The organism is Paenarthrobacter sp. TE4293, assembly GCF_050435325.1.
Lineage (GTDB): Bacteria > Actinomycetota > Actinomycetes > Actinomycetales > Micrococcaceae > Arthrobacter > Arthrobacter nitroguajacolicus_C.
In genome coordinates this window covers 211,750-235,665 of record NZ_JBNJRY010000003.1, presented here as the reverse complement: position 1 = coordinate 235,665, position 23,916 = coordinate 211,750, and the positions used below count along the sequence as shown (strand labels likewise).

Genomic DNA, 23,916 nt, shown 5'->3' with positions numbered 1-23,916 from the left:
ACGGTAGGACGGTGGCGAAACTACTGGCAGACATCACCCCGTTGAAGGAGAGCCCTGCTTTCCGGCGGCTCTGGCTGGGAGCATCGGTGGCTGCCATCGGTACCCAACTGACCCTGGTGGCGGTCAGTTTGGAGGTTTACCGACTCACACAGGAGAGCTTCTATGTGGGCCTCCTTGGTATCTTCGCGTTGATTCCACTGGTGATCGCAGGGCTGTATGGTGGCTCCATTTCCGATGCCTACGACCGCCGCAAAGTTGCACTCATCGCCTCCCTCGTCCTGTGGGCAACCACCGCCGGGCTGGCCCTGCAGGCATGGCTGGAGATCGGCAACATCTGGATCCTCTATGCCCTGGTGGCCATCCAAAGCGGAGCGCAGGGCATCAACGGTCCCGCCCGCAGCGCCATCATTCCGTTGCTGGTCCGTAAAGACCTGCTCCCTGCAGCCAATGCCCTGAGCATGCTGACGTTCGGCCTGTCCATGACTGCCGGACCGCTCCTGGCAGGTGTCCTGGTGGCCACCATCGGGTTCGGCTGGACGTACACCATCGATGTCATCAGCTTCACGTTCGCGCTCTGGGGACTCGTCAAGCTGCCGCCCTTGCCGCCGTCGAAGGATGCCGTGCGGCCGGGGCTGAAATCCGTGGTGGAAGGCTTCCGTTTCCTGGGCACACGCCCCAACGTCCGTATGACGTTCATCATCGACCTCATCGCCATGATCTGCGCCCAACCCCGTGCCCTCATGCCGGCCATCGGTGCGGTCATGATCGGCGGAGGCGAAACCACGGTCGGTGTGCTGCTCGCTTCCACGGCTGTGGGTGCTTTCCTCGCCGGCCTGTTTTCCGGGCCGCTGGGCCGGGTGCGGCGGCAGGGCAGCGCCGTCGTGTGGTCCGTAGTGGGTTGGGGAGCCTCCATTGCGGGCTTCGGGCTGGTGGTACTGCTGGCGGGGGACTCTGGACGCGAGGGAGTCACTCCGTGGTTGATTCCGGCAGCCCTGTGCTGTGCCCTTGCCGGTATTTCAGACTCCGTCAGCGCCGTCTTCCGCACCACCATCCTCCAATCGGCCACCCCGGATCATCTGCGCGGACGGCTGCAAGGCGTGTTCATTGTGGTGGTGGCAGGTGGCCCCCGCGTGGGCGACATGCTGGCCGGCGGTGTCACACAGTTCCTCAGCGAAGGCGGAGTATTGCTGACGGGTGGACTCCTCTGCATCGTCCTGGCGTGGCTGGCCTCGCGCCTCCAGCCCGGGTTCGTTGCCTATGACGCGAAGCATCCGGTGCCCTAGTACTGCCGGCCACGCCGCAGCCGTAGGCTGGGATCGGAACACGACGACCGGCGTCGGCGTTAATCCGTACAGAACCCCTGCAAGAGCCGAACGGAAGAGGCAAGAACCACCGTGCATAAACACAACAACGGACTCAAGACCGCGGCGCTTTTCGGTGTGCTGTGGGCGGTGTTGTTGGGTTTGGGAGCCATCATCGCGGCGGGGACGCGCAGCACGACGCCCATCTGGATCATGGCGCTGATCGGCGTGGGCACCACTGCCTACGGATACTGGAACAGCGACAAGATCGCCATCCGCTCCATGGCTGCCTACCCGGTCACCGAAGCCCAGGCTCCGCAGCTTTACCAGATCGTCCGGGAGCTCTCCGTCAGGGCCAACAAGCCGATGCCGCGGATCTACCTTTCGCCCACCATGACTCCCAATGCCTTTGCCACCGGCCGCAACCCCAAGAACGCCGCCGTGTGCTGCACCGAAGGGATCCTGCACCTCCTGGACGCCCGCGAGCTTAGAGGAGTGCTGGGGCATGAACTGATGCACGTGTACAACCGCGACATCCTGACCTCGTCGGTGGCTGCTGCTGTCGCCGGAGTCATTACGTCCGTGGGGCAGATGCTGCTGATCTTCGGCAGCGGGGACCGGCGCAACGCCAACCCGCTGGCCACCATCGCCATGGCTCTGCTGGCGCCCTTTGCGGCGTCGCTGATCCAGATGGCCATCTCCCGCACGCGGGAGTACGACGCCGATGAGGACGGCGCCGAGCTCACCGGTGATCCGCTGGCACTCGCCTCAGCCCTGCGCAAGATCGAGTCCGGCGTCACCCAGCTGCCGCTCCCGCAGGACCAGAAGCTCGTCAACGCTTCGCACTTGATGATCGCCAACCCGTTCCGGGGAGGCGGCATGCGCCGCATGTTCTCCACCCACCCGCCGATGAAGGAACGGATCAGCCGGCTGGAACTGATGGCCGGGCGCCCGCTTTCCTAGGTTCCCGTTGAACCGGGCCTAGGCGAACAGTCCCTCCCCGATGAAGCCGCCCTGCCGGACTCCCGGAGGCACGGCAAAAAGGCCAGAACCGGTGTGCTTCAAATACTCCACGGACAGTGTGTCGCCCTTGGCCAAGGCCAGCTGCATGGGGACATAGTGGGTCCGCGGGTCCTTGACGAACGCGATGAAGAACAAGCCCGCATCAAGGTGCCCAAGCCCGTCCGAGCCGTCGGTGAAGTTGTAGCCACGGCGAAGCATCCGCACACCGCCGTTCTGGTCGGGATGGGCCAGCCGCATGTGCGAATCCATGGGAATCAACGGGTCGCCGTCACGGCCCGCAATCGAGAAGTCGGGCGCCGTGAATTCATCCCCGCCGGACAGCGGAGCACCCACACCCTTGGTCCGGCCGATCAGCCCTTCCTGTTCCCGCAGCGAGGTCCGGTCCCAGATTTCGATGTGCATCTGGATCCTGCGGGCCACCAGGTAACTGCCGCCGGCCATCCATTGTTCGGCAGGGCGGGCCGGTGAAGAAACCCACACGTGCTCTTCAAGCAGCGCGTTGTCTTCGACCTTGAGGTTGTTGGTGCCGTCCTTAAAGCCGAACAGGTTCCGGGGAGTCATCTGCGCACGGGACGTGGAGGACGTCCGTCCAAAGCCCAACTGGGACCAACGAACCCGGACTTTGCCAAAACCGATCCTGGCAAGGTTGCGAATCGCATGGACGGCGACCTGGGGATCGTCCGCGCACGCCTGGATGACAATGTCACCACCGGTCCGCCCCGGCTGGAGGTCGTCCCCGGGGAAATGCGGAAGATCGATCAAGGCTTCCGGACGGCGGCCGTCCAGACCGAAGCGCGCCTTGCCGTCCTTCTCAAACAGGCCGGCGCCGAAGCCGAACGTCAGGGTCAGCTTCGCGGCCGCCAGGTCCAGGGCCTCGCCGGTGTCTTCAGGCGGGGCGTCGTACGGACCGTCGACGGCGCCCGTCTTACCGGTGGGGCTGCCGGTGGTCATGGCCTCGGCCGCCGCCGTCCAGTCCTTCAGGAGCTTGATGAGTTCCTTGCGGTCTTCTGTGGTGACATCGAAGGCGGCCATGTGCAGGCGGTCCTGTGCCGGAGTGGTAATCCCCGCCTGGTGGTCGCCGAAGAACGGCACCACGGCGTCCCCGGCGTTCGTGTCCGCGGTGGATGCCGCAGCGGCGGACAGTGCGTCATGTCCCAGGAACCCGGCAGCCAAACCAGCAACCGCGCCAGCGCCGCCTACACCCGCGAGCGAGAGCAGGCCACGCCGGGACATACGGGAACTGCCGCCCTTGGCAGCGGAAGCTGCCGCACCGCCGTCGGCCGCTTCCTGGGAAGTCACGACGGCGGCAGGCCCGCCCGGACGCCCGACGCCGGTCGACTCACCGGGGCGTTCTGCATCAGGTCGAGCGTCGGCAGTGCCGTCGGTGTGCCCGAAGGGGCAGCCGCTCACAGCACCACGGCTGCGGTGAGCTTGGACAGGGGCTCACCCAGCGAATCAACCAATGCGGCGAGCTGCTGGACCTGCTCCTGGCTCAGCTCGTTGTAATAGACGAAGCCGTCGCCCTTGGCGTGCTTCTTCAGTTCGGCCTGCAGGGCCGTGAACTTCTCGTCCAAGGACTTGGCGAGCTCGGCATCCTTCTGCTCCAGCGCCGGCTTCAGGTTCTCGAAGGCGATGCGGGCGCCATCAACGTTGGCCTGGAAGTCCCAGAGGTCGGTGTGGGACCAGATCTCTTCTTCGCCGGTGACCTTGCCGGTGGCGACTTCGTCCAGGAGCTCCTTGGCTCCGTTGCCGAGCTTGTCCGGGGTCAGTTCCACCGTGCGGGTGCGGGTGACAAGGTCCTCGGTATCGGTCACCAGCTGCGTGGAAATCGCGGTTCGCTCTGCAGGGGTCATGGCGGTGTAATCTGCCGGCGGGAAGAGGTCCTTCTCGGCGCGGTGCCAGCCGGTCCATTCCTGTCCGGGCTCAAGGTCCGCCTCGCGGGCGTCCAGCTTGGGATCCAGGTCTCCGAAGGATTCGGCGACGGGTTCGATCCGTTCCCAGTGCATGCGGGTGGAGGCATACAGATCGCGGGCCTTGGCGGCGTCACCGGCTGCGAAGGCCTCGGCAAACGCCTTGGTTCCGACGATAAGCTGCTCCGACTGGTCCTTGACGTAGGCCGCGTACTGCTGGGATCCGTTATCCAGGAGCTTCTGGAAGTCGGCGTCGACGCTCGGCTTGTTGCCGGACTCGGTGACCTCGAAGGAAGCACGGATGCCTTCGCCCTGCATTCCGGGCTTGCACGCCGTGTTGTACTTGCCGGCCGGAGCGGTGACCACCAGGTTGCGGGTGATGCCGGGGCCGATGTTCTCCACTTCCCCCAGGATCCGGAGGCCATCTTCGGCCAGCAGGTAGAACTCGGTCACCTCCGTGCCTTCATTCTTCACGGCGAAGGTGAGGTTGCCGCTGGGTGCCGTGCTCGTGGAGACCTTGCACTCGTTGGCCGAGCTGCTGACCTGGATCGGGCCGTCCGTGGCGGCTGCGGTCTTCGTATTGTCTGTGCAGCCGGCAAGTACCAGGGGCACCGCCGCGGCTGCGCCAATCACGGCAAGGGTCCGGCGGAATGTGGGTGATCCGAGCATGGGTGGGTCCTTTGTGTTGAGGGGAAGCGCGTGGCGGGAGTTACCCGGAAAAACTGAGGTGGCGTTAGGGCTGTGTTGCGACGGCAGGAACTGATGCGCTGCGGGGAGCCTTGGGCTGCGACGGACGGTTGGCCCGGATATAGAGGAACAGGACCGGGACCACATAGAGAACCCAGGCTGTCGCTTCCAGCCAGGTGGTGGCGGGGGAGAAGTTCAAGGTGCCCTTGAGCAGGGTGCCGTACCACGACGACGGCGGGATGGCGGCAGAGACGTCGAAGGCCAGGTTGTGCAGGCCAGGCAAAATGCCGGCCTCTTGGAGATCATGGATTCCGTAAGCCAGGACGCCGCCGGCAATGATGATCAGGCCCACGCCCGTCCACGTGAAGAAGCGGCCAAGGTTTACCTTCAGCACACCCCGGTGCAGCAGGTACCCCAGGCCGGCGGCCGCCAGCAGGCCAAGAAGTGCGCCGAGCAGGGGCAAGGTGGTTTCACCGGTGGCCTGGGCCGCAGCCCAGATGAACAGCGCTGTCTCGAGGCCTTCGCGGCCCACGGCGAGTGCCGCAACCACCACAAGGCCCCATGCGGCGCCGTCGGCCGCTTTGTCCACTTGCGAGCGGAGCTCGCCACCGAGGCTGCGTGCTGTGCGCGCCATCCAGAAGACCATCCAAGTGACCAGTCCAACGGCCACAATCGACAGTCCACCGCCAATCGCTTCCTGGGCCTCGAACGTGAGGCCTCGGGGGCCGAAGGTCAACAGGGCACCGAAGCCGAGGGAGATGGCGATCGCGAGGCCCACGCCCATCCAGAGCCTCGGGATGAGGTGCCGCCGTCCGGTCTTGACCAGATAGGCCATCAGGAGGACCACGATCAGTGATGCCTCGAGGCCTTCACGCAGGCCGATCAGGAAGTTGGCGGTCATGATTTTTCTTTCGCTAAGGGGTGCCGTACTTAGGCTCGCCTAAGGAAGAAGGATACTTTGACTTGACTATTACGCAAACTAATCATGTGCTAATCGGCCGGCTCATTACTACAGACGATGTAGTTTAGGGCAGCAAAAAGCCGGGATGTAGGGCCTTTGATTGGCCCCGCATCCCGGCTTGGCAATTGGGGCGCGGAGACTGCCGCGCGCTCGGCTAGCTGCGGAAGTTCACGAACTGAAGGTCGGCCTCTTCGAACTTCTTCAGGATGTTCATGGTCTCCTGGAGGTCGTCGCGGGACTTGGAGGTCACTCGGAGCTCGTCGCCCTGGATCTGGGACTTGACGGACTTGGGGGCTTCATCGCGGATGATCTTGTTGATCTTCTTGGCGATGTCCTGGGCAATGCCTTCCTTGATGGTGCACTCCAGGCGGAATTCCTTGCCGGAGGGGAAGGGCTCGCCCTGGTCCAGGGACTTCAGGGAGATGCCGCGCTTGATGAGCTTGGACTGGAAGACATCCAGGACGGCAAGGACGCGGTCCTCGGAGTTGGCCTTCATGAGGATCTTCTCGCCGCTGAAGTCGATCTCTGCGCCGACGCCCTTGAAGTCGTATCGCTGCGCGATTTCCTTCTGGGACTGGTTGAGCGCGTTGGCGACCTCTTGCTTGTCTACCTTGCTGACGACGTCGAATGTGGATTCGCCTGCCATGACTCTCCTTAGGTTGGGGGCCCTGTGAGGGCGGATTGGTCTGGCATCCAGCCTAGTACGGAAGCTGCGGCTTGGGGCTGTGGATGCCTTTCACAGTTCGCTCACAGCACATGCAAGGTTGGAACTGAGGCTGCCGGTTGAGAGTTGTACCTGTTGGAAGACCACATCGTCGCAAGGATCAGCATGAGCAACAAGGCCGTCCAGTCCATCACCAAATCTGCTTCCGCAGCAGCCGGTTCCCTTGGCACGGCTGCGGTTGCCGCGGCGAGTGCAGTGGCGGCCGCGGCAGTGGCGGCCTCGATTGTCCTGAGCCCGGTACCGGATGCTGCGGCCCGCATGGACGGAGTGCACGCGGATCTGCTGCGGGCTGTGCAGCTCAACCAGATCACTGCCGAGCAGGCCGAGAAGTTCGAAGCGAAACTGGCTGGCCGGATCCTTGGGGAAGCGTGAAATACCGCTGAATCCCGGGCGTCTTCCCCCGATTAGATTCTTCGCAGAAAGTTCTGTAAGGTTGTCTCTGCCTTCGGTTACCGGATCGAAAAGAAACGGTCTCCGGAAGTGATCTTCTTTTGAAGTTCGGCAGATTACCCGAGCGGCCAAAGGGGGCTGACTGTAAATCAGCTGGCAACGCCTACGGGGGTTCGAATCCCTCATCTGCCACCCAAAGAAAATCCCCGGAACCACTGGTTCCGGGGATTTTTTTGTGTGCCGCCTGCTGTGGATACCGGAAGTGCGATGTGCCGCCACCACCCACTTTGACGCCGGGAGCAGGAAGGCGCGCCGCAGCAGCGGCATGTCGTGGCATCCGGGTTCTCAAACCAGGTGGTGCCCCCCGGCCCGAGGCTGAAAGCGGGCCATGTGAAGGGCCCGGTTAGTTCCGTTCGGAGATTTTCCTGAGTTCGGCGATCTCCATCCGCAGGGCCGCGATCTCGGTCACCAGGTCGGCCATTTCGGCGCGCACCGGCTCCTCGGCGGCGACGGCCTTCTCTTCGGCTGCTGCTGCCACGCCTGCTGCCACGCCCTCGGCGTTTTCCTCGATCCGCTGAACGAGCCAGGAAGCGATGGATGCCGTCACAATACCGAGCACCGCGATGCCGCTCATCATGAGGGCCGCAGCGACGATCCTGCCGATGGGGGTCACGGGGTACAGGTCTCCGTATCCAACGGTGGTGATGGTGGTGACGGCCCACCAGGCTGCGTCGCCGAAGTTCACGATCTTGGCGTCAGGGGCGTTCTGCTCGACATCCAGCACGGCCAGTGCGCCGATGAGGATGAGCATGGCGGCCGCTCCGGCAACATAGGTGGCCACCCTGCCCCGCAATGTTTCGCCGACGGTGCGTTGGAGAACGGACAGGAGCGTGACCAGGCGCAGCAGGCGAAGGGGCCTGAAGAAGGGAAGCACCACGATCAGGAGTTCGTGCAGGTTCCACAGGAACCACCGCCCACGGTCTTCGGCGAGCCAGAGGTTGACGAAATAGTCCAAGGCGAAGATACCCCAGGTCATCCAGAGAACGACCTCGAAAGGCGCCGCAGCGGCGCCGTCCACCCTGCCGATCACCTGCCACGCGTACGCAGTGAGAAAGATCAGTGCCGTGGCCATGAGGGGCCACTCCACGAGGTCCCGGTATCGCGCTTGAGTCATAGGGGAATACTAGCCACAGGGACCACGGCCTGACCCGGGTCAGGCGGCAGGAGTTTCCAGCCAGTAACCGTCGAGGTGGTGGATGAGCTGCCGGCCCAGTCCGCCTTTGAGTTGGATCCACAGCGTGCTGCGGTCATCGGTCATGCCGTCGATGGTTCCCTCGATGCGATTGCCGCGGGCATCCTGAAGGACAACGTTCTGGTGACGGGAGAGTTCCGGCCAGACCTGGCCCTGCGGCCTGGTGGTTTGCAACGTGCTCAAAGGTCCCCCTCGTAGGGTCGTTCATCAATACGGGTTTCAGATATTCTGCATGGCTTTGATGAACCGGCGGTAAACGTTAGTGCAAACGTTGGACATAAAGCAGGTCATGCGTTAGCCCTGTGTCCACTCTGCGGCCGATGTCTTCCCCGCAAAGTTACTCACGGGTAACATGGAGGGCATGCATCTGCTTCTTCGTACCCTCATGCTGCTGTTCACCTCGTCCAAGCGTTCCCCGCTCGGTGTCTGGGAAGAGTCCTCGCTGCCCCTGAAGGTGCTGCCCACGGACATCGACATCGCTATGCACGTCAACAACGGCATGTACTTCTCACTGATGGACCTCGGACGTTTTGACCTCATGGTCCGCAGCGGCATCTGGAACAAAATGCGCAAAAGGGGGTGGAGCCCGGTGGCTGCGGGAGAAACCATCGCCTTCCGCAAGTCCCTGCAGCTCTGGCAGCGCTACACCATCGAAACCCGCATCATCGGCCTGGACACCAAGGCCATCTATTTCGAACAGCGCATGGTGGTGGACGGCGAAATCTACGCCCGCGCCCACATCGCCACCCGCTTGGTGTCCAAGGGCAAGCCGGTGACGCAGGACGAGATCATCGCAGAGTTCGGTGCACCGCCGGCTGACCTTGAACTGCCGGAGTGGATCCATGAGTGGCGTGAGAACAACGCACTCCCGGGTGCGCGTCGCCCCGCCCCGCACGTCTGGAGCTAGACGCCAACATCACGGCGTTGCAGGGCCACGGCACCGAGTGCGATCAGGGCAGCGGAAATACCCAGCAACCCGGCGACGGCTCCCCAGTCGGCACCATTGGTCACAGGAGAATTCCCATAGGCCCAGTGGTATGGGGACAGATTCAGGAGCCATTCGACGTCGGGACTCTGCCTGCCCACAGCGTTGAACACATACCCCAGGACCGCGACGGCGGCACCCGCGGCAACCGCATAGATCTTCCGTCCGCTGAGTGCGCCTGCGAACAGGGCAGCAGTTCCACTGAGCAAGGCAAGGGCGCCGAACAACAGGACCGCTCCGGCCAGATGCCCGACGTCGATGCTGAGTTGCGCCGGCCCGTTCAGTCCCAGCACCAGCACGAAGACGAGGACGGACAGGAAAGCGATGCGCACCAGGATTGCGAGGGCGCGTTCCAGCACCACCTGCACGCGGGTAACGCTGTGAGCCAGCGTCAGCTCCAACAGCCCGGATTCTTCGTCTCCGCCAACTGCGGCAGCGCCCCAGCTTACTGAGGCCATGGACATCAGCAGGAAGCCGATCAGTCCGAACAGGGTGGCTTGGGTGTAGCCGGGGCCGGACGCGATCTGGTCGTAATTCAGGGCCTTGGTCATCTCAGGGGGAAGCGCGTTGATCAGGTCCTGCATCTGAGAGTTACCGCCGATGGACGGATACAGGGGCAAATACAGCATGATCGCGGCTGTCAGCCCCACCGCCCAGGCCAGCGTGGAGCGCCAGGAGTCGGTCAGGGCCTTGGTGAACAGGGGCAGGATCCTAGGCACGGTGCGCTCCTTCCGGGCGGCGGGCCGGTGCGGTCTCGTTTCCGGTCGAAGCGGCAGGTCCCGTGTAGAGGGTCAGGACGGCTTCTTCCAGATCTGGCTCCTCCAGCACAAGATCCGTCAGGTTCAGCGTCGCCAGCTCCTGGACCAACGGCTGGACCGGCCCGGAAAGCGTCGCCGTACCCACTACTGTTCCGGCCGCGTGTCCGTCGGCCGGGAGCTCGCGCACCGCCACATTGGCGACGCCCGGCACCCGGGCCAGCAGCGCTCCGACGTCGTGCGCTTCCGTCCCGGTGCTGTTGAACCGAAGCTGCCGCACGGCTGCCGTCCTCAGGGCCTCCACCGTGGACACTGTGACTATTTCGCCGTCGCGGAGAATGGCGACGGCGTCGGCAGCTTGCTGGACCTCGCTGAGGACGTGCGAGCTGAGGAACACTGTGGCACCGCCGTGGACTGCTTCGCGGACCAAGGCGTGGAAAACCTGCTGCACCAGCGGGTCCAGGCCGCTGGTTGGTTCGTCGAGCACCAGGAGCTCGGGTTGATGCATGAAGGCCTGGAGCAGGCCCAGTTTCTGCTTGTTGCCTTTGGAGAGCTTCCGGGTCTGGCGATCCAGGTCAAGGTCCAGCCGATCCGCGAGGTCGTTGACATGCCGCGGGTCCACGGGGCCGCTGATGGCGGCGAAATGCTCCAGCACGCGGCGTCCTGTGGTGCGGTTTTCCAGGTGCAGCTCTCCGGGGAGGTATCCGATTTTGCGGCGGAGGGACGTTCCCGCACGCCGCGGGTCCTGTCCGAGCACCGAGATGGTGCCGCCGCTGGGCCGGATGATGTCCAGCAGGCAGCGCATGGTGGTGGTCTTGCCCGCACCGTTCGGTCCGATGACGCCGAACACCGTCCCGGGCTCCACTGCGAAGTCCAGTCCATGCAGGACCTCGCGGTGGCCGAACTTCTTGCGCAACCCCTCGACGACGATTGCCTGGGTCACGGGGCATGCTCCCTTCCGTGGTTTGTGGTGTGGTGCTGCAGGGCGTCGCGGGCCGCGTCCAGGAACCGCGAATCTGTGTAGAAACCGTGGGTGTAGATTTCCAGGGCAGGCAGGGTGAGTTGCCGCAGCAGCTCCGGTCCGATGCCGTGGGGTTCGGAAGTGGCGGCCCCCAGCGTTCGGGAGAGGTGCCTGCCCAGCATGAGGATCGACAAGCTGTTGGAGGCGATCACGACGGCGGTGGACCGGACGTCGTCGAACCTCCGGATGGTGCCTGCGGCGATCCCGGCGTTGATGATGTCTTGTGTCTGCCTCACGACAGCGTCGAAAAAGGCATCGCCCGCATCCGACTCGTCGCTGAGCGCTTGGCGGATGTAGGCGATCTCGCTGGCGTATTGGTCCGGGTGGTTCAGGTAGTCCTGGATCAGCTGACGGGTGGATCCGGGGTCCGTCTTTTCCCGGCCCTGCGTGGCCGTCTGCGCCAGGACGTGGTGGTCGCAGGCCGCCCGAAGACCTTCCTTGCTCCCGAAATGGTGGATGACCAGGCCCGGACTGACGCCCGCCAAGGCGGCTACTGCGCGGACTGTGGCACGGGAGAAACCATCGCGGCCGAAGAGTCCGATGGCGGCGTCGCGGATGCGGGCCCGGGTGGTCAAATCTTCTGCGCTTGAACGCATGTTTCAAACACTAAACAGCTGTTCAATCCGGATCAAGATGCCGGGATATAACAATGTGGCACCAGTGGCTGGGTCGCCCATGGTGGGAGGGCCGGCGTCGAAGATACTTGCCTCAGTGTTGTGATGGGGGCAGTAGTTGGGAATTGGCGAAGTGGGTTTGAAAATGACGACGGCGGGGCCGGTTCGGCGTTGGATTCCGGGTGTGGTGGCACTGCTGCTGGTGGTTTCCTTGGCGCCCGGTGCGGCGCTTCCTGCCCAAGCCTCTGCTTCCTGGGCTTCGGTTCCGTTGACCGTCCCATCGGAGACCTCGACGCCGGCCCTCACAGGCGCCATCGGCAACCTTTACAACACCAGCGCGTGGGCACGCAGCGTGCTCCTCCGCCCCACCAACGGCGAGGAATGCTCCGGAAGCGGAAGCACCAGCGGCTGCGTGCAGCGGTTCGCGGGCGGCGACATCGCCTGGTCGGCCCGCACGGGCGCGAAGGTGGTGGTCAACGGACCCGTCCGCACCGCGTGGTGGGATGCGGGTGGCCCCTCCGGATTCCATGGCTATCCCACAACAGATACCGTCAGCGGCCTGCGCAACGACGGCTCCAAGCAAGCGTTCGAACGTGGTGTCATCACCTACTCACCGGCAACGGGAGCCCAGCGGACCAGCGGATCAATTCACCTGGCATGGGGCCGCTCCGGATTCGAGGCCGGTTTCCTGGGCTACCCGGTCACCGGGGAAAGCACGGGACTGCGCGACGGCGGTGCCTGGCAGGCTTTTGAGCGCGGCTTTGTGGTGTGGTCGCCGGCCACCGGTGCCCACCCTTCCATGGGAGCCATTCGTGCGCGCTGGCGGCAATCCGGGATGGAGGAAGGTGAACTGGGCTACCCCGCCACGGACGAAGCCCTGGGCTTGAAGAATGGTGGTTCGTCCCAGCAATACCAGCGCGGAACCATCGTGTGGTCCCCCTCCACGGGTGCGCGGGCCTTGACCGGGGCCATCCGAACCTACTGGTCGGCCACGGGCGGCCAGAACGGCGCGCTCGGGTACCCAGTGGGCGAGGAAGTGCGGCAAAACAATTTCGTCTACCAGCTCTTCCAAGGCGGCACGGTCTACTGGTCAGCGGCAACGGGCGCGCACTCGACCACCCACGGGGATGTCCACAACCGCTACAACTCCCTGGGCGGAGCGGCAGGCCAGATGGGACTGCCGCTCACGGACAAACTTCCGCGCGCAGGAGGACTCGTTCAGCAGTTCGCCAATGGCTGGTTGGTCTGGGGGCCTTCCACCGGTACCCGGATCGTGGGCCACCCCACGTACAAGGTGTGGTCCATCAATCCAGGCGAGTTCGGTTGGCCCGTGCGCGACACTTGGGCGGACAGCCGGGGCACCCACGTAGCTTTCCAGAAACTGGAAACAATTTGGAACGACGCCACGGGGGAGCTCTACTCTGCCGAAGCCGTGGACGCCTCAACGGTGGTCTTCCTGGGTGACTCGCAGCTGGACCTGGATTCCTGGGGCGAGCAAGGTGCGCGGGCGGCCGGCTACCCGCGCCAAGTAGTCCGCAGCATCGGCGGGATCGGTTATGTTTCGGGAAGTCCCGCCGTCGGTGGTGGCTCCGCAACTGACGCCCTGACGCAGGACCGTATTCTCCTGCCGCAGGGAAATCCCGGCCTGGTGGTGGTAACCCTTGGCGGCAACGACGCCAGGATCGGTGCCACCGACGCGGCCATCCTGTCCCAAGCCAACCGGCTCTGGGATGAACTCCGCCGCAAATACCCCCGCAGCACCATCCTCATCAATGGGGTTCTCTCACGGTATGACGCCAGCCACGCCCAACGGCGCTGGGTGGACGGCCTCGTGACCCGCGAAGCGGCACTTCGGGGCTGGCCGCGCATCTCGATGGCCGGTACGGCAACCATCGCAGGGGCGGCCGGCGACTACCTTGATGGTGCCCACATGAACCAGACCGGCCACAACAAAGTGGCGCCACTCTACGCATCGGCGCTGAGGTACGTGCTGGGTAAGTAGGGGCTTGACGGCTTTATTCCCGGTAACGCGGGAAGCGAACAGGGGTCCCCTCCACGGGACTTAGCAGGCCGGGTCGCGTACCGTGGAAGCATGGCTACAGTTGACATCACTGGAGAACAGTTCGCATCGACCATCGAGGACAACGACATTGTCCTGGTGGATTTCTGGGCTGCCTGGTGCAGTCCTTGCCGCCAGTTTGCGCCCACCTACGGGGCGGCGTCGGAGAAGCACACCGACGTCGTGTTCGCGAAGGTGGACACGGAGGCCGAGCAGCAGCTGGCCGCCGAAGCGGGGATCACGTCCATCCCCACCCTCATGGCTTTCCGCGAAAAGGTCCTCGTCTTCTCGCAGCCGGGCGCCCTCAACGGTCCGCAGCTTGAGCAGGTCATCGAGGCCGTGAAAGGCCTGGATATGGATGAAGTCCATGCCCACGTTGCCAAAGCGCGTGCCGAGGCCCAGGAAAACTAGAACCACGCGGCGGCTCGGAATATCGAGACCGCCGGAAACGCATCGAGGTCGCCGGAAAATTCCGGCGACCTCGATTCTTTAAGGCGTTCTCGCTGTACTGCGGGAAAGCTACTGGAGCCGTTCGAGCTTGACGGGCTCAGCCAGCAGCGCGCTAAGGGACTCGTTCAGGTCCTGGACGGCGATGCCCTTGGAGTGCTTCTCGAGGAGTTCTTCTGATTCCCAGCGTTCCGTGAGGACGAGCTTTTCCTCGGTGGCTTCGGTCAGTTCGTAACGGATGCAGCCGGGCTCATTCACGACCTCGTCAATGGCGATTTCCAGGGCGAGCTTCACGCGGAAGAATTCGCCGTCGTTGGGGATGAACGTGGCCTGCAGGTCAATGGGTGCACTCATGGATCCAACCCTACCGGCAGGACACGGCCCCACTGGAGGTGGTTACGGTTCTGTTGCGGGCAGTCCCTTGGTAGCGTTCCGTCATGTTGTCCTACACTGCCGGAGACACTGACGTCCCGCTGCTCGAAGAGACCATCGGCGCCAATTTTGAGCGCATCGCTGCACAGTTTCCCTTGCGGGACGCCCTGATCGAAGCGGCCGCGACGCCCGGCGGTGACGCCCGGCGCTGGAGCTACGAAAAACTGAACGACGACGTCAATCGCCTCGCCCGGGCGCTGCTCGCCACGGGGGTGGACAAGGGCGAACGGATCGGCATCTGGAGTCCCAACTGTGCCGAGTGGACCATCCTGCAGTACGCCACCGCCAAGATCGGGGCTGTCCTGGTCAACGTGAACCCCGCGTACAGGAGCCACGAGCTTGAGTTCGTGGTGAAGCAGAACGGCATGCGGATGCTGGTGACTGCGCCCTCGGACAAGAACAGCGACTATGTCGGCATGGCCAGGAATGCGGCCGGCAGCTGTCCGGAACTGCGGGAAATCGTCTTCCTCCCGGGAGACGCTGCTCTTGGGCTGAAGGTTGGCGAACCGGAAGCCAACCACGAACTCACGTACGCCGAGCTCCTGACCCGGGCTGACGGCGTCGGGCCTTCAGCGATCCGGGACCGGATGGCAGAACTCGATCCGCACGATGCCATCAACCTGCAGTACACCTCGGGTACCACGGGATTTCCCAAGGGCGCCACGCTGACGCACCACAACATCCTCAACAACGGGCACTCGATCGGCAGGCTGCTGAACTACACCGAACACGACCGCGTGGTGATCCCGGTGCCGTTCTACCACTGCTTCGGCATGGTGATCGGGAACCTGAACGCGCTGAGCTTCGGCGCCGCCACCATCATCCCCGGCCGTGGCTTCAACCCCTCTGCTGCCTTGGAAGCGGTCCAGGACTTCGGTGGGACCTCGCTCTACGGGGTGCCCACCATGTTCATCGCCGAGCTCGCGCTGGAGGATTTTGCTTCCTACGACCTCTCCACCCTGCGGACCGGAGTGATGGCGGGCTCGCTGTGTCCCATCGAAGTGATGCGCCGCGTCATCGACGAGATGCACATGGTGGATGTGGCCATTTGCTACGGCATGACGGAGACCTCACCCGTTTCGACCATGACCCGTGCAGGGGACACCCTGGAACAGCGCACCAGCACCGTGGGGCGGACCATGCCGCACCTGGAGAGCCGGATTGTGGATCCAGGGACGGGCGAGGTGGTGGAGCGGGGCGTGATCGGCGAGCTCTGCACCCGCGGGTACGCCGTCATGAATGGCTATTGGGGCCAGCCGGACAAGACTGCCGAGGCCATTGACGGTGAGGGCTGGATGCACACCGGCGACCTTGCCCGCATGGATGACGACGGGTACCTGGTGATCGAGGGCCGCATCAAGGACATGGTGATCCGTGGTGGCGAGAATATCTATCCACGGGAAATCGAGGAATTCCTGTACCTGCACCCGTCCATCCAGGATGTCCAGGTAATCGGCGTGCCTGATCCGAAGTATGGGGAGGAGCTCATGGCCTGCATCATCCTCAAACCTGGCGCAGCGGAGCTCAGCGCTGAGGACCTGGTGGAGTACTGCCGCGGGAAGCTGGCCCACTACAAGATTCCGCGCTATGTGGACGTCCGTGAGAGTTTCCCCATGACGGTCTCGGGCAAGGTACGGAAAGTCGACATGAGGCAGGAGGCGGTCTCCCGCCTGCACCTCTAACGTGAACGCGGGGTCGCTAAAACATCAGTGCCGGCGGTGATCCTGAACCGTCATCCGCGGCCCGAAAGTGGGTTTACGGAAGCCGCTCGCATACAGCATCCGCACCAGCCGCTGCCTTTGCCCGGTCCAGGGCTTCAAGAGCTCCAGCATGCCGGCGTCATCGGTCTTGCGGCCGGTCAGCGCGTAGCCCACGTATGACGCCAGATGGTAGTCGCCCACGGAGATTGAATCCGGGCAGCCATGGGTCCGCTGGACCACTTCGGCCGCGGTCCAGATGCCGATCCCGGGGATGGTCTGCATCCTGGCACTGGCCTGCGCCGAGTCCAGGTTTGCCAACCGTTCAAGCGCGACGGCGGACTGCAGCGCCCGCATGACCGTTGCCGAGCGTTGTGGTCCAACCCCGGCCTTGTGCCACTCCCACGACGGAATGGCCAACCACTGCCGGGCGGTAGGAGGGACGAGCAGCCCGGTGGGAGCCTTGCCTGGGGCGGGTGTTCCGTAGCGGTACATCAAATACCGGTACCCGCGCCGTGCCTCCAGAGTGGTGACTTTTTGCTCCAAAATGGTGGGCACCAGGGAGTCAACCATCCGCCCGGTGGAGGGCAGCCGCAGAGCCAGGTTCCGGCGTCGTGCTTCAGTGACAAGGCGGGGGAGGGTGGCATGGAATGCGGGCTCGTCGAACGCGGACCAATCATCATCGGCTCCCAGCAACCTGGGCACTCCCCCAACGGCGTCCTCCGCCCCCGGTCCCCAGGCTTGGGCGTCCACGAAGGAGCCGGTGCCCACCCCACCCGCAGAAAGCCGCATTGTGACCGGCCCCGACGCAGCGGTGAAGGCCATCCAGAAACCGTTGGTGTGGGCGGCGAAGGAAGGATCGGCGTTGCCGCGCATCAGCGGGAACATGGTCTGGTCCAAGCGGAAGGAACCGCCCGGATGCCACCGGACGGCCGCATCTGCCGCGGCCGCAACAACGGGCGGGGCGTCTGCGATGGTCATGTTTTTATGCTCCCACGCCCAGCGGACAATATGCTGCGGGAAGCCCCTTACGGCAGCATCCGGCCGGGGCTAGACTCCGTGATGTGGCGTGGGTGGGCCGCGCCATATCCCAGGAACAAGGAGCGCGAGCCATGGCTGCCATTGTGCATTTCGAGATTCCCACGGACAACAAAGAACGGGCCAATACTTTCTATGAAAGTGCTTTCGGCTGGAACCTGAGCCCCATGCAAGGGATGGACTACACCATCGCCATCACGGCACCCTCCGATGAGCAGACGGGCGCACCCAAGGAGCCCGGAGCCATCAATGGTGCACTGTTTCCACGGACGGAAACGCTGAAGACGCCCATCCTCACCCTTGATGTCGAGGACATCGATGCCGCCCTCCAACAGGTGGAATCCGCCGGTGGCAGCGTGGTCCAAGCCAAGGACGCCGTCCCCACCATGGGCTGGTATGCCTACTTCAAGGACACCGAGGGCAACGTTCTGGGCGTATGGCAGACCGACACCTCCGCAGGCACGTAGCGGCGGGGCCGAAGCAAGCCGCACGCCGGGCAGGCGGTAACTTTGTACCTATGAAGTACGCCCAGTCCGTGTTGGACCTCATCGGCAATACGCCCCTCATCAAGCTCAACCACGTCACCGACGGCATCAAAGCCACCGTCCTGGTGAAGCTTGAATACGTCAATCCCGGCGGATCCATCAAAGACCGGATCGCCGTGAAGATGATCGAGGATGCGGAAAAGGACGGCAGGCTCAAGCCGGGCGGAACCATCGTTGAGCCGACGTCGGGCAACACGGGAGTGGGTTTGGCGCTGGTGGCCCAGCAAAAGGGTTACAAGTGCGTTTTCGTGGTGCCGGACAAGGTGGGCGAGGACAAGCGCGCCGTCCTGCAGGCTTATGGCGCCGAGGTCGTAGTGACCCCCACGGCCGTGGCCCCCGACAGCCCGCAAAGCTATTACGGCGTGTCCGATCGGCTCGTCAAGGAGATTCCGGGCGCCTTCAAGCCGGACCAGTTCTCCAACCCCGCCGCCCCCGGCAGCCACTTCGAGTCCACGGGCCCGGAAATCTGGCGGGACACCGACGGGCGGGTCACCCACGTGGTCATTGGCGCCGGAACCGGCGGCACCATCACCGGCACCGGACGCTTCCTGAAGGAGGTTTCGGCTGACCGTGCAGAGTCCGACGGCGGCCGGGTCAAGATTATCGGGGCCGACCCGGAAGGCTCGGTCTACTCGGGCGGAACCGGCCGGCCTTATTTTGTGGAGGGCGTGGGCGAGGACATGTGGCCCGCAAACTACGACCCTTCCGTGCCGGACGATGTCATTGCCGTCTCTGATGCCGACTCGTTCGCCATGACCCGCCGCCTTGCCCGCGAAGAGGGCCTCCTGGTGGGCGGCTCATCGGGCATGGCGGTGGTGGCTGCCCTGCAGGCTGCCAAGGACCTGGACGAGTCCGCTGTGGTGGTGGTGATCCTCCCCGATTCCGGCCGCGGCTATTTGGCCAAGATCTTCAACGACCAGTGGATGCGCTCCTACGGATTCCTCTCCGGCGGCGAAGAGTCTTCCGTGGGCGAGGTCCTCAAGTCCAAGACGGGCGAGATGCCGGACCTGGTCCACATCCACCCGAACGAGACCGTCCGCGACGTCATCAACATCATGAACGAGTTCGGCGTCTCCCACATCCCTGTGCTCTCACAGGAACCGCCTGTCGTCATGGGCGAAGTCATGGGCGCCGTGGATGAACGCAGCCTCACCAGCAAACTGTTCCGCGGCGAAGCGAAGCTGACGGATAAAATCTCCGAACACATGGGTGAACGCCTGCCCGTGATCGGCTCCCTGGAAACCATTTCCGCAGCGCGTGAGCTGCTGTCCGACGTCGACACCGTCATGGTCACCTTCGTGGGCGCCCCGGTGGGCATCCTGACACGCCACGACCTGCTGGCATACCTGAGCAACTAGACGCCGGCGCTGGGTCCCTCCCGGCCCTTGAACCAACCGTCCAACGAACCAAGAGGAGCTTCCATGTCTGCCACCAACAACGCCGGCTTCAACACGCGCGCCGTCCACGCCGGACAGGCTTTCGAACCGCGGACCGGTGCCGTGGTGCCGCCGCTGCACTTCAGCTCCACCTACGCCCAGGACGGCATCGGCAACCTGCGCTCCGGATACGAGTACGGCCGTGGCGGCAACCCGACGCGCGACGCCCTCCAGGAACAGCTTGCCGCCCTGGAAGGCGGCACCGCAGCGTTCTCGTTCGGTTCCGGCCTCGCCGCCGAGGATTCGCTGATCCGCGCGCTCGCCCGCCCCGGTGACCACATCGTGCTCGGCAACGACGCCTATGGTGGCACGTACCGCCTCATCAACCGCGTCCTGGGCGACTGGGGCATCGGCAACACCCCTGTGGACATGTCCGACCTCGACGCCGTATCTGCTGCCGTCGCTGCGAACAAGACCCGCATTGTGTGGGTGGAGACTCCGTCCAACCCGATGATGAAGATCACCGACATCGAGGCGCTCGCTGCTGTAGCCCACGACGCCGGTGCCCTCCTGGTGGTCGACAACACCTTCGCGTCTCCCTACTTGCAGACACCGCTCGCCCTGGGTGCGGACGTGGTGGTCCACTCCACCACCAAGTACATCGGTGGCCACTCCGACGTCGTCGGTGGCGCGATTGTGGTCAAGGACGCTGAACTCGCTGGGAAGATCGGTTTCATCCAGTTCGCCGTCGGTGCCGTCTCCGGGCCCATGGATGCCTTCCTCACCACCCGCGGCCTCAAGACCCTTGGTGTCCGCATGGACCGTCACAGCGACAATGGACAAGCGGTGGCTGAGTGGTTGCTGCAGCGCCCGGAGGTGGAAGCAGTGCTCTACCCGGGTCTCCCTGACCACCCCGGCCACGAGCTGGCTGCCAAGCAGATGAAGAAGTTCGGCGGCATGGTCTCCGTACAGTTCAAGGGCGGTGAGGCCGCTGCCCGCACGGTTGCCGAATCCACGTCGGTCTTCACGCTTGCTGAATCCCTGGGCGGCATTGAATCACTGATGAACTACCCCTCGGAGATGACCCACGCCTCGGTGAAGGGCACCGAGTTGGCCGTTCCCGTCAACCTCCTGCGCCTTTCCTGCGGGATCGAGGAAGCGGAGGACCTGATTGCCGACCTTGAACAGGCCTTTGCCAAGATCAGCAACGGCTGACGCTGTGGTCTCTCCTTCACAAACGGTGGCTTCCACCACCCAACGGGGCTGGATCCTCACGGCAGCCGGCGCGTTGACCCTCGCCGTTGCAGTGTGGTTCCTCTACACCGACTACCAGCCCGCGCTGAACGACTTCGAGGTCTACTTCTACGGCGGCGGCAAGGTCCTCGAAGGCGGTGACCTCTACGCCGTCCGGGAGGGCTTGCCGTTCACCTACCCGCCCTTTGCCGCCCTGCTTTTTACCGGCCTGGCAGCCATGGGTTTCTTCGCGAGCAGTCTGGTGTTCATCCTCGTTGCCTTGGCAGGTGCCGCTGTGGTGGCGGCCTGGCTGGCTAGGCATTACTTCGCGTTAACCACCTGGCGGGAGGCGTTTGCCGATTACCGTTTCAGGACCACGGCTTTGGTGGGAACCGGGGCCATCCTGCTCCTGGGGCCTTGGCGGGACACCTTTGTCTTCGGGCAGATCAACATCATCCTGATGGGCGTGATCCTCACTGATTTCGCCCTGTACGGAAAGGTCCGCGCCGGTGCCATCCGTTGGCCCGCAGGCCTCCTGATCGGGCTGGCAGCCGGTGTGAAGCTCACCCCGCTGGCGTTTGGTCTGTACTTCCTGGTGCGCCGCGACTTCAAGGCCCTTGGCTGGATGGCCGTGGGCTTCTTCGGCTCCATCGCGGCGGCCTGGGCAGTCCTGCCGCAGGCTTCCCTGGACTTTTGGACCAGGATCCTGCCCGACACCGGCCGCATTGGCGGACCCGCGTATGTGGACAACCTCTCCGTCAAGGGGCTGTTGCTGCACTTCGGCATGCCGGACTCTTCGCTCACCAACGTCGTGTGGATGGTCCTTTCCCTTGGTTTGGTGATCCTTGCCGGACTCATCATCAAGTGGGCCGTGGACGCCGACGAGAACTTCATCGCCGTTTCGGCCACCGCCATCCTGATGCTCCTGATCAGCCCGGTTTCCTGGTCGCACCACTGGGTGTGGGTTGCCGTTGCCCTGCCCAGCATGGCGTTTGCCATGCACCGGGTACCCTCGCGATCCGGCCGGATGCGCACCGCCGGATGGATCATCGCGGCCTGCTCCACGGTTGCCTTCTTCATGACACCCAAGAACCTGGCCGTCTGGGCCGGAGCTGCGGAGTGGGGCAAGGACCCGCAGACCCAGTGGCAGCTCATGATTTCGTCCCTTGGCGTGGTGTGCGGAATTGCCATGCTGGTCTATTGGGCAGTGGCCTACCACCCCTCGCGGACCAGGAAATAGGCCGCACGGACCCGGCCGCGAGGGCCGGATCCGTGAGCCGCCTAGCCTGAGATGCCTTCCTGTCCGTCTTCCTCACGTCCGGTCAAGCGCCTCCGGAACGACGCGTCCTCTGCCGTCGTGAGCTGAAGGTCGTACCAGCCCCCAAGGGTGTCCCAGCCGACCTTCTTGGTGTGCCCCGCTTTGAGCTTCACGGTCTGGCTGGTCTGCGCGTAGTTCAGGGACTCGAGCTTCAGGGTCACGCTGGCACTGCCGTTGTTTCTTAGTTCCAGTTCCACGGCTTTCCTGCCGCGGCCCCCGGTCACGGTGACGTCGACGCCGGACGCGGCGCCCGCCGTCGTGCCTTTCAGTTCGTACTGGTAGCGGTTGGGGCCGGTGACGACGACGTCGAAGGCTCCCGAGGCAAGCGGCAGTTCCACGTCCTGGGTGCCGAGGACGTCCACGTGCCGGGGTTCGGTGACCTCGCCGGCGTAGCCGTACACGGCGAAGTGGGTGGAACGGTTTCCCTTGTTCGTCAAGGACACGGTGATCCTGCCGGGCTGGACTGCGGCCGAGACCTGTGGCCGGTAGGGGAGTGGCCGGGCTGGCCGGCTGCCGGTTTCCTGGATCGGAGCCACTTGGATTGCCGGCGGATTCGGGCGCCAACGGCTGATCTTTGCCGGCACGGCACCGGGGTGGTCAAGGACCGGGGGCGTGCCCGGGGAGGCGAAGTTGAAGACGCCGGTCAGGTCACCGCAAACCTCGCGGCGCCAAGGCGAGATGTTTGGTTCCTCCACACCCGTCCAGCGTTCCAGGAAGCGCAGCACGGAGGTGTGGTCGAAGATTTCGGAGCTGACGTAGCCGCCGATGGTCCATGGCGAAACCACTGTCATGGGGACGCGCGGGCCAAGGCCGATCGGCCTGGCCGTGGTCCAGTCCGTGGACTCGCCCGATGCAGGACGTGGCTGGACGGGCGGTGGGACGTGGTCAAAGTAGCCATCGTTCTCATCGAAGTTCAGGAAGATGGCGGTGCTGTCCCACGTCTCAGGGTTGCTGGCTACCGTGTCCAGCAGGCGGTAGACGAAGTTTGCGCTCCCCACCGGGGTGGAAGCGCCGGGATGCTCGGAGTCGGCTGCGGAGGGCACCAGCCAGCTGACCTGTGGCAAGGTTCCGCCCTTGATGTCCGCGCCCAGGCGTTCCAGGAGGGTGTCGGGTCGTCCACGCCACATGGCCTTATCGAACAGTGCCTTCTCGGCGTCCGTGAGGGCGGCGCGGGCCTGGTCCAGTTGGGCCAGGAGACGGTCCTGTTCGGCGGCCGTCTTGCCCTTGACCGTGTCGTAGAACTCCTCGGTGGTCCGGAAATTTCCTTCTACTGAGGCGAGCATCTTGTGTCCGATCGCCTTGAACGTCTGGAAATACTCCACGGCGTTGTCCGTGAAGTTGTCCCAATCCTGGTAGATCCGCCACGAAATGCCGGCTTGCTCCAGCCGCTCGGGGTAGGTGGTCCAGTCGTAGCCGCCGTGGTCGTAGCCGTAGGCCGCGTTGGTGACGGCGCGTTTGGTGGTTCCGGGTTCGTTGCCCGTGGTGCCGCTCCAGAGGTAGTTGCGGTTGGGGTTGGTGGAGCCGTTGACGGAGCAGTGGTAAGCGTCGCAGATGGTGAAGGTGTCCGCGAGTTCGTATTGCAGCGGGATGTCCTGGCGTTCGTAGAAGGTCATGGTGGACGCGCTCTTGGCCGGAATCCACTGGTCGCACCAGCCGTTGTTCCACGCCGTAGTGGTGCCGTTGAAGGAGTGGTCCAAGTCGCCCAGATACTGGATGTCGGTGCCTGGCCTGCCGGCGAGTTCGGCGGCCTTGCGCAGGGAGAACGGGAGCACGGTCCCGCCCGTAGCGCGCGGCTGCTCGAACATGGACTTGCCGTTGCGCAGTCGGGAAACGGCTTTGTCTCCGTAGCCGCGGACGCCACGCAGCGATCCGAAGTAGTGATCGAATGATCGGTTTTCCTGCATCAACACAATTACATGCTTGATGGACTTCAGGCTTCCCGGCGGGACGGGCTTGGCCATGGCTGCCTGCACCGAAGGCGGCAGGAGGGACCCGGCGGCCGCGAGGGCCGTCGCTGCGGCAGCGGTACCGAGGAAGCCACGGCGGGAAATCCCGGCCGCATCGGTTGAACGATTAACCATTTCGGGGGTATTCGAGGACATTCAGGGTGCCTTTCGTGGTCAGAGTAGACCGGGCAAGCCTAATCAG

23 protein-coding genes and 1 tRNA gene are annotated in these 23,916 nt (G+C 64.2%); 12 read left to right on the top strand and 12 right to left on the bottom strand.

The window, feature by feature from the left end:
* The first annotated feature begins 11 nt into the window (after positions 1–11).
* Positions 12–1,283: an MFS transporter gene (locus QF015_RS07420; RefSeq protein WP_310206272.1), complete on the top strand. Its 1,272-nt coding sequence runs from the start codon at positions 12–14 to the stop codon at positions 1,281–1,283.
* A 111-nt stretch (positions 1,284–1,394) separates the two neighbouring features.
* On the top strand, positions 1,395–2,264 hold the full coding sequence (htpX, locus tag QF015_RS07415; protein WP_310206269.1) for a zinc metalloprotease HtpX: 870 nt from the start codon (positions 1,395–1,397) through the stop codon (positions 2,262–2,264).
* 18 nt (positions 2,265–2,282) lie between these two features.
* Here htpX and efeB read toward each other — a convergent pair whose 3' ends face one another.
* The 4 genes from efeB to QF015_RS07395 all read right to left on the bottom strand — a co-directional run bounded on the left by efeB (position 2,283) and on the right by QF015_RS07395 (position 6,528).
* On the bottom strand, positions 2,283–3,734 hold the full coding sequence (gene efeB, locus QF015_RS07410; protein WP_429388065.1) for an iron uptake transporter deferrochelatase/peroxidase subunit: 1,452 nt from the start codon (positions 3,732–3,734) through the stop codon (positions 2,283–2,285).
* Complete coding sequence (gene efeO / locus QF015_RS07405; protein WP_429388062.1) at positions 3,731–4,903, bottom strand: iron uptake system protein EfeO; 1,173 nt, start codon at positions 4,901–4,903, stop codon at positions 3,731–3,733. The genes efeB and efeO overlap by 4 nt, the downstream gene beginning before the upstream one ends.
* Positions 4,904–4,967: 64 nt before the next feature.
* Positions 4,968–5,822 carry an iron uptake transporter permease EfeU gene (efeU, locus tag QF015_RS07400; protein ID WP_310206263.1) on the bottom strand — a complete coding sequence of 285 codons (855 nt, stop codon included), beginning with the start codon at positions 5,820–5,822 and terminating at the stop codon, positions 4,968–4,970.
* Between the two features lie 214 nt (positions 5,823–6,036).
* Positions 6,037–6,528, bottom strand: coding sequence for a YajQ family cyclic di-GMP-binding protein (locus QF015_RS07395; protein ID WP_017200185.1), 492 nt, complete (start codon positions 6,526–6,528; stop codon positions 6,037–6,039).
* 183 nt (positions 6,529–6,711) lie between these two features.
* Between QF015_RS07395 and QF015_RS07390 the strand changes: the two genes are divergently transcribed.
* Positions 6,712–6,978 carry a hypothetical protein gene (locus QF015_RS07390; protein WP_310206260.1) on the top strand — a complete coding sequence of 89 codons (267 nt, stop codon included), beginning with the start codon at positions 6,712–6,714 and terminating at the stop codon, positions 6,976–6,978.
* A gap of 128 nt (positions 6,979–7,106) precedes the next feature.
* A tRNA-Tyr gene (locus QF015_RS07385) sits at positions 7,107–7,188 on the top strand.
* Positions 7,189–7,399: 211 nt separating this feature from the next.
* On the opposite strand, the gene QF015_RS07380 is transcribed toward QF015_RS07385, so the two are convergent.
* Both QF015_RS07380 and QF015_RS07375 read right to left on the bottom strand, forming a co-directional pair.
* Positions 7,400–8,170, bottom strand: a complete 771-nt coding sequence (locus QF015_RS07380; RefSeq protein ID WP_429388058.1) for a potassium channel family protein — start codon at positions 8,168–8,170, stop codon at positions 7,400–7,402.
* Between the two features lie 39 nt (positions 8,171–8,209).
* Positions 8,210–8,431, bottom strand: a complete 222-nt coding sequence (locus tag QF015_RS07375; RefSeq protein ID WP_310206254.1) for a hypothetical protein — start codon at positions 8,429–8,431, stop codon at positions 8,210–8,212.
* 178 nt (positions 8,432–8,609) lie between these two features.
* Between QF015_RS07375 and QF015_RS07370 the strand changes: the two genes are divergently transcribed.
* Positions 8,610–9,155 (top strand): acyl-CoA thioesterase, encoded by a 546-nt coding sequence (locus tag QF015_RS07370; protein WP_429388055.1) that lies wholly within the window; start codon positions 8,610–8,612, stop codon positions 9,153–9,155.
* On the opposite strand, the gene QF015_RS07365 is transcribed toward QF015_RS07370, so the two are convergent.
* The 3 genes from QF015_RS07365 to QF015_RS07355 are packed head-to-tail and all read right to left on the bottom strand — an operon-like array spanning position 9,152 to position 11,605.
* Positions 9,152–9,952 (bottom strand): ABC transporter permease subunit, encoded by an 801-nt coding sequence (locus QF015_RS07365; protein WP_310206249.1) that lies wholly within the window; start codon positions 9,950–9,952, stop codon positions 9,152–9,154. The two genes, QF015_RS07370 and QF015_RS07365, sit on opposite strands and share 4 nt — an antisense overlap.
* Positions 9,945–10,931, bottom strand: a complete 987-nt coding sequence (locus QF015_RS07360; RefSeq protein WP_310206246.1) for an ABC transporter ATP-binding protein — start codon at positions 10,929–10,931, stop codon at positions 9,945–9,947. The genes QF015_RS07365 and QF015_RS07360 overlap by 8 nt, the downstream gene beginning before the upstream one ends.
* Positions 10,928–11,605: a TetR family transcriptional regulator gene (locus QF015_RS07355; RefSeq protein ID WP_310206244.1), complete on the bottom strand. Its 678-nt coding sequence runs from the start codon at positions 11,603–11,605 to the stop codon at positions 10,928–10,930. The genes QF015_RS07360 and QF015_RS07355 overlap by 4 nt, the downstream gene beginning before the upstream one ends.
* Before the next feature lie 163 nt (positions 11,606–11,768).
* On the opposite strand from QF015_RS07355, the gene QF015_RS07350 reads away from it, so the two are divergent.
* Entirely contained in the window at positions 11,769–13,625 is a 1,857-nt protein-coding gene (locus QF015_RS07350) for a GDSL-type esterase/lipase family protein (RefSeq protein ID WP_429388051.1), read from the top strand.
* Positions 13,626–13,715: 90 nt separating this feature from the next.
* Positions 13,716–14,093 carry a thioredoxin family protein gene (locus QF015_RS07345; RefSeq protein ID WP_310206238.1) on the top strand — a complete coding sequence of 126 codons (378 nt, stop codon included), beginning with the start codon at positions 13,716–13,718 and terminating at the stop codon, positions 14,091–14,093.
* A gap of 108 nt (positions 14,094–14,201) precedes the next feature.
* On the opposite strand, the gene QF015_RS07340 is transcribed toward QF015_RS07345, so the two are convergent.
* A complete protein-coding gene (locus tag QF015_RS07340) occupies positions 14,202–14,483 on the bottom strand; it encodes a putative quinol monooxygenase (RefSeq protein WP_310206234.1) in 282 nt (93 codons plus the stop codon).
* An 83-nt stretch (positions 14,484–14,566) separates the two neighbouring features.
* On the opposite strand from QF015_RS07340, the gene QF015_RS07335 reads away from it, so the two are divergent.
* Positions 14,567–16,243 carry an AMP-binding protein gene (locus QF015_RS07335; protein ID WP_429388048.1) on the top strand — a complete coding sequence of 559 codons (1,677 nt, stop codon included), beginning with the start codon at positions 14,567–14,569 and terminating at the stop codon, positions 16,241–16,243.
* Positions 16,244–16,267: 24 nt separating this feature from the next.
* Here the strand turns inward: QF015_RS07335 and QF015_RS07330 are convergent, their stop codons facing one another.
* Positions 16,268–17,239, bottom strand: coding sequence for a DNA-3-methyladenine glycosylase family protein (locus QF015_RS07330; RefSeq protein ID WP_310206228.1), 972 nt, complete (start codon positions 17,237–17,239; stop codon positions 16,268–16,270).
* 131 nt (positions 17,240–17,370) lie between these two features.
* Here QF015_RS07330 and QF015_RS07325 point away from each other — a divergent pair, with 131 nt between their 5' ends.
* The 4 genes from QF015_RS07325 to QF015_RS07310 all read left to right on the top strand — a co-directional run bounded on the left by QF015_RS07325 (position 17,371) and on the right by QF015_RS07310 (position 21,690).
* Positions 17,371–17,763, top strand: a complete 393-nt coding sequence (locus tag QF015_RS07325; protein ID WP_310206225.1) for a VOC family protein — start codon at positions 17,371–17,373, stop codon at positions 17,761–17,763.
* A gap of 50 nt (positions 17,764–17,813) precedes the next feature.
* Complete coding sequence (locus QF015_RS07320; protein WP_310206222.1) at positions 17,814–19,199, top strand: cystathionine beta-synthase; 1,386 nt, start codon at positions 17,814–17,816, stop codon at positions 19,197–19,199.
* A 63-nt stretch (positions 19,200–19,262) separates the two neighbouring features.
* On the top strand, positions 19,263–20,432 hold the full coding sequence (locus tag QF015_RS07315) for a cystathionine gamma-synthase (RefSeq protein ID WP_310206219.1): 1,170 nt from the start codon (positions 19,263–19,265) through the stop codon (positions 20,430–20,432).
* Positions 20,433–20,436: 4 nt separating this feature from the next.
* A complete protein-coding gene (locus tag QF015_RS07310; protein ID WP_310206216.1) occupies positions 20,437–21,690 on the top strand; it encodes a glycosyltransferase 87 family protein in 1,254 nt (417 codons plus the stop codon).
* A 41-nt stretch (positions 21,691–21,731) separates the two neighbouring features.
* Here the strand turns inward: QF015_RS07310 and QF015_RS07305 are convergent, their stop codons facing one another.
* Positions 21,732–23,870, bottom strand: a complete 2,139-nt coding sequence (locus QF015_RS07305; RefSeq protein WP_310206213.1) for a phosphocholine-specific phospholipase C — start codon at positions 23,868–23,870, stop codon at positions 21,732–21,734.
* Positions 23,871–23,916 lie beyond the last annotated feature (46 nt).

Bases quoted from the DNA above. Each gene is read 5' to 3' on its own strand.
- QF015_RS07305 (WP_310206213.1), bottom strand. From the start codon at position 23,870: ATGTCCTCGAATACCCCCGAAATGGTTAATCGTTCAACCGATGCGGCC.
- QF015_RS07345 (WP_310206238.1), top strand. From the start codon at position 13,716: ATGGCTACAGTTGACATCACTGGAGAACAGTTCGCATCGACCATCGAG.
- QF015_RS07395 (WP_017200185.1), bottom strand. From the start codon at position 6,528: ATGGCAGGCGAATCCACATTCGACGTCGTCAGCAAGGTAGACAAGCAA.
- efeU (WP_310206263.1), bottom strand. From the start codon at position 5,822: ATGACCGCCAACTTCCTGATCGGCCTGCGTGAAGGCCTCGAGGCATCA.
- efeO (WP_429388062.1), bottom strand. From the start codon at position 4,903: ATGCTCGGATCACCCACATTCCGCCGGACCCTTGCCGTGATTGGCGCA.
- QF015_RS07335 (WP_429388048.1), top strand. From the start codon at position 14,567: ATGTTGTCCTACACTGCCGGAGACACTGACGTCCCGCTGCTCGAAGAG.
- QF015_RS07320 (WP_310206222.1), top strand. From the start codon at position 17,814: ATGAAGTACGCCCAGTCCGTGTTGGACCTCATCGGCAATACGCCCCTC.
- QF015_RS07380 (WP_429388058.1), bottom strand. From the start codon at position 8,170: ATGACTCAAGCGCGATACCGGGACCTCGTGGAGTGGCCCCTCATGGCC.
- QF015_RS07315 (WP_310206219.1), top strand. From the start codon at position 19,263: ATGTCTGCCACCAACAACGCCGGCTTCAACACGCGCGCCGTCCACGCC.
- QF015_RS07330 (WP_310206228.1), bottom strand. From the start codon at position 17,239: ATGACCATCGCAGACGCCCCGCCCGTTGTTGCGGCCGCGGCAGATGCG.
- QF015_RS07325 (WP_310206225.1), top strand. From the start codon at position 17,371: ATGGCTGCCATTGTGCATTTCGAGATTCCCACGGACAACAAAGAACGG.
- QF015_RS07350 (WP_429388051.1), top strand. From the start codon at position 11,769: ATGACGACGGCGGGGCCGGTTCGGCGTTGGATTCCGGGTGTGGTGGCA.
- QF015_RS07370 (WP_429388055.1), top strand. From the start codon at position 8,610: ATGCATCTGCTTCTTCGTACCCTCATGCTGCTGTTCACCTCGTCCAAG.
- QF015_RS07340 (WP_310206234.1), bottom strand. From the start codon at position 14,483: ATGAGTGCACCCATTGACCTGCAGGCCACGTTCATCCCCAACGACGGC.
- QF015_RS07355 (WP_310206244.1), bottom strand. From the start codon at position 11,605: ATGCGTTCAAGCGCAGAAGATTTGACCACCCGGGCCCGCATCCGCGAC.
- QF015_RS07390 (WP_310206260.1), top strand. From the start codon at position 6,712: ATGAGCAACAAGGCCGTCCAGTCCATCACCAAATCTGCTTCCGCAGCA.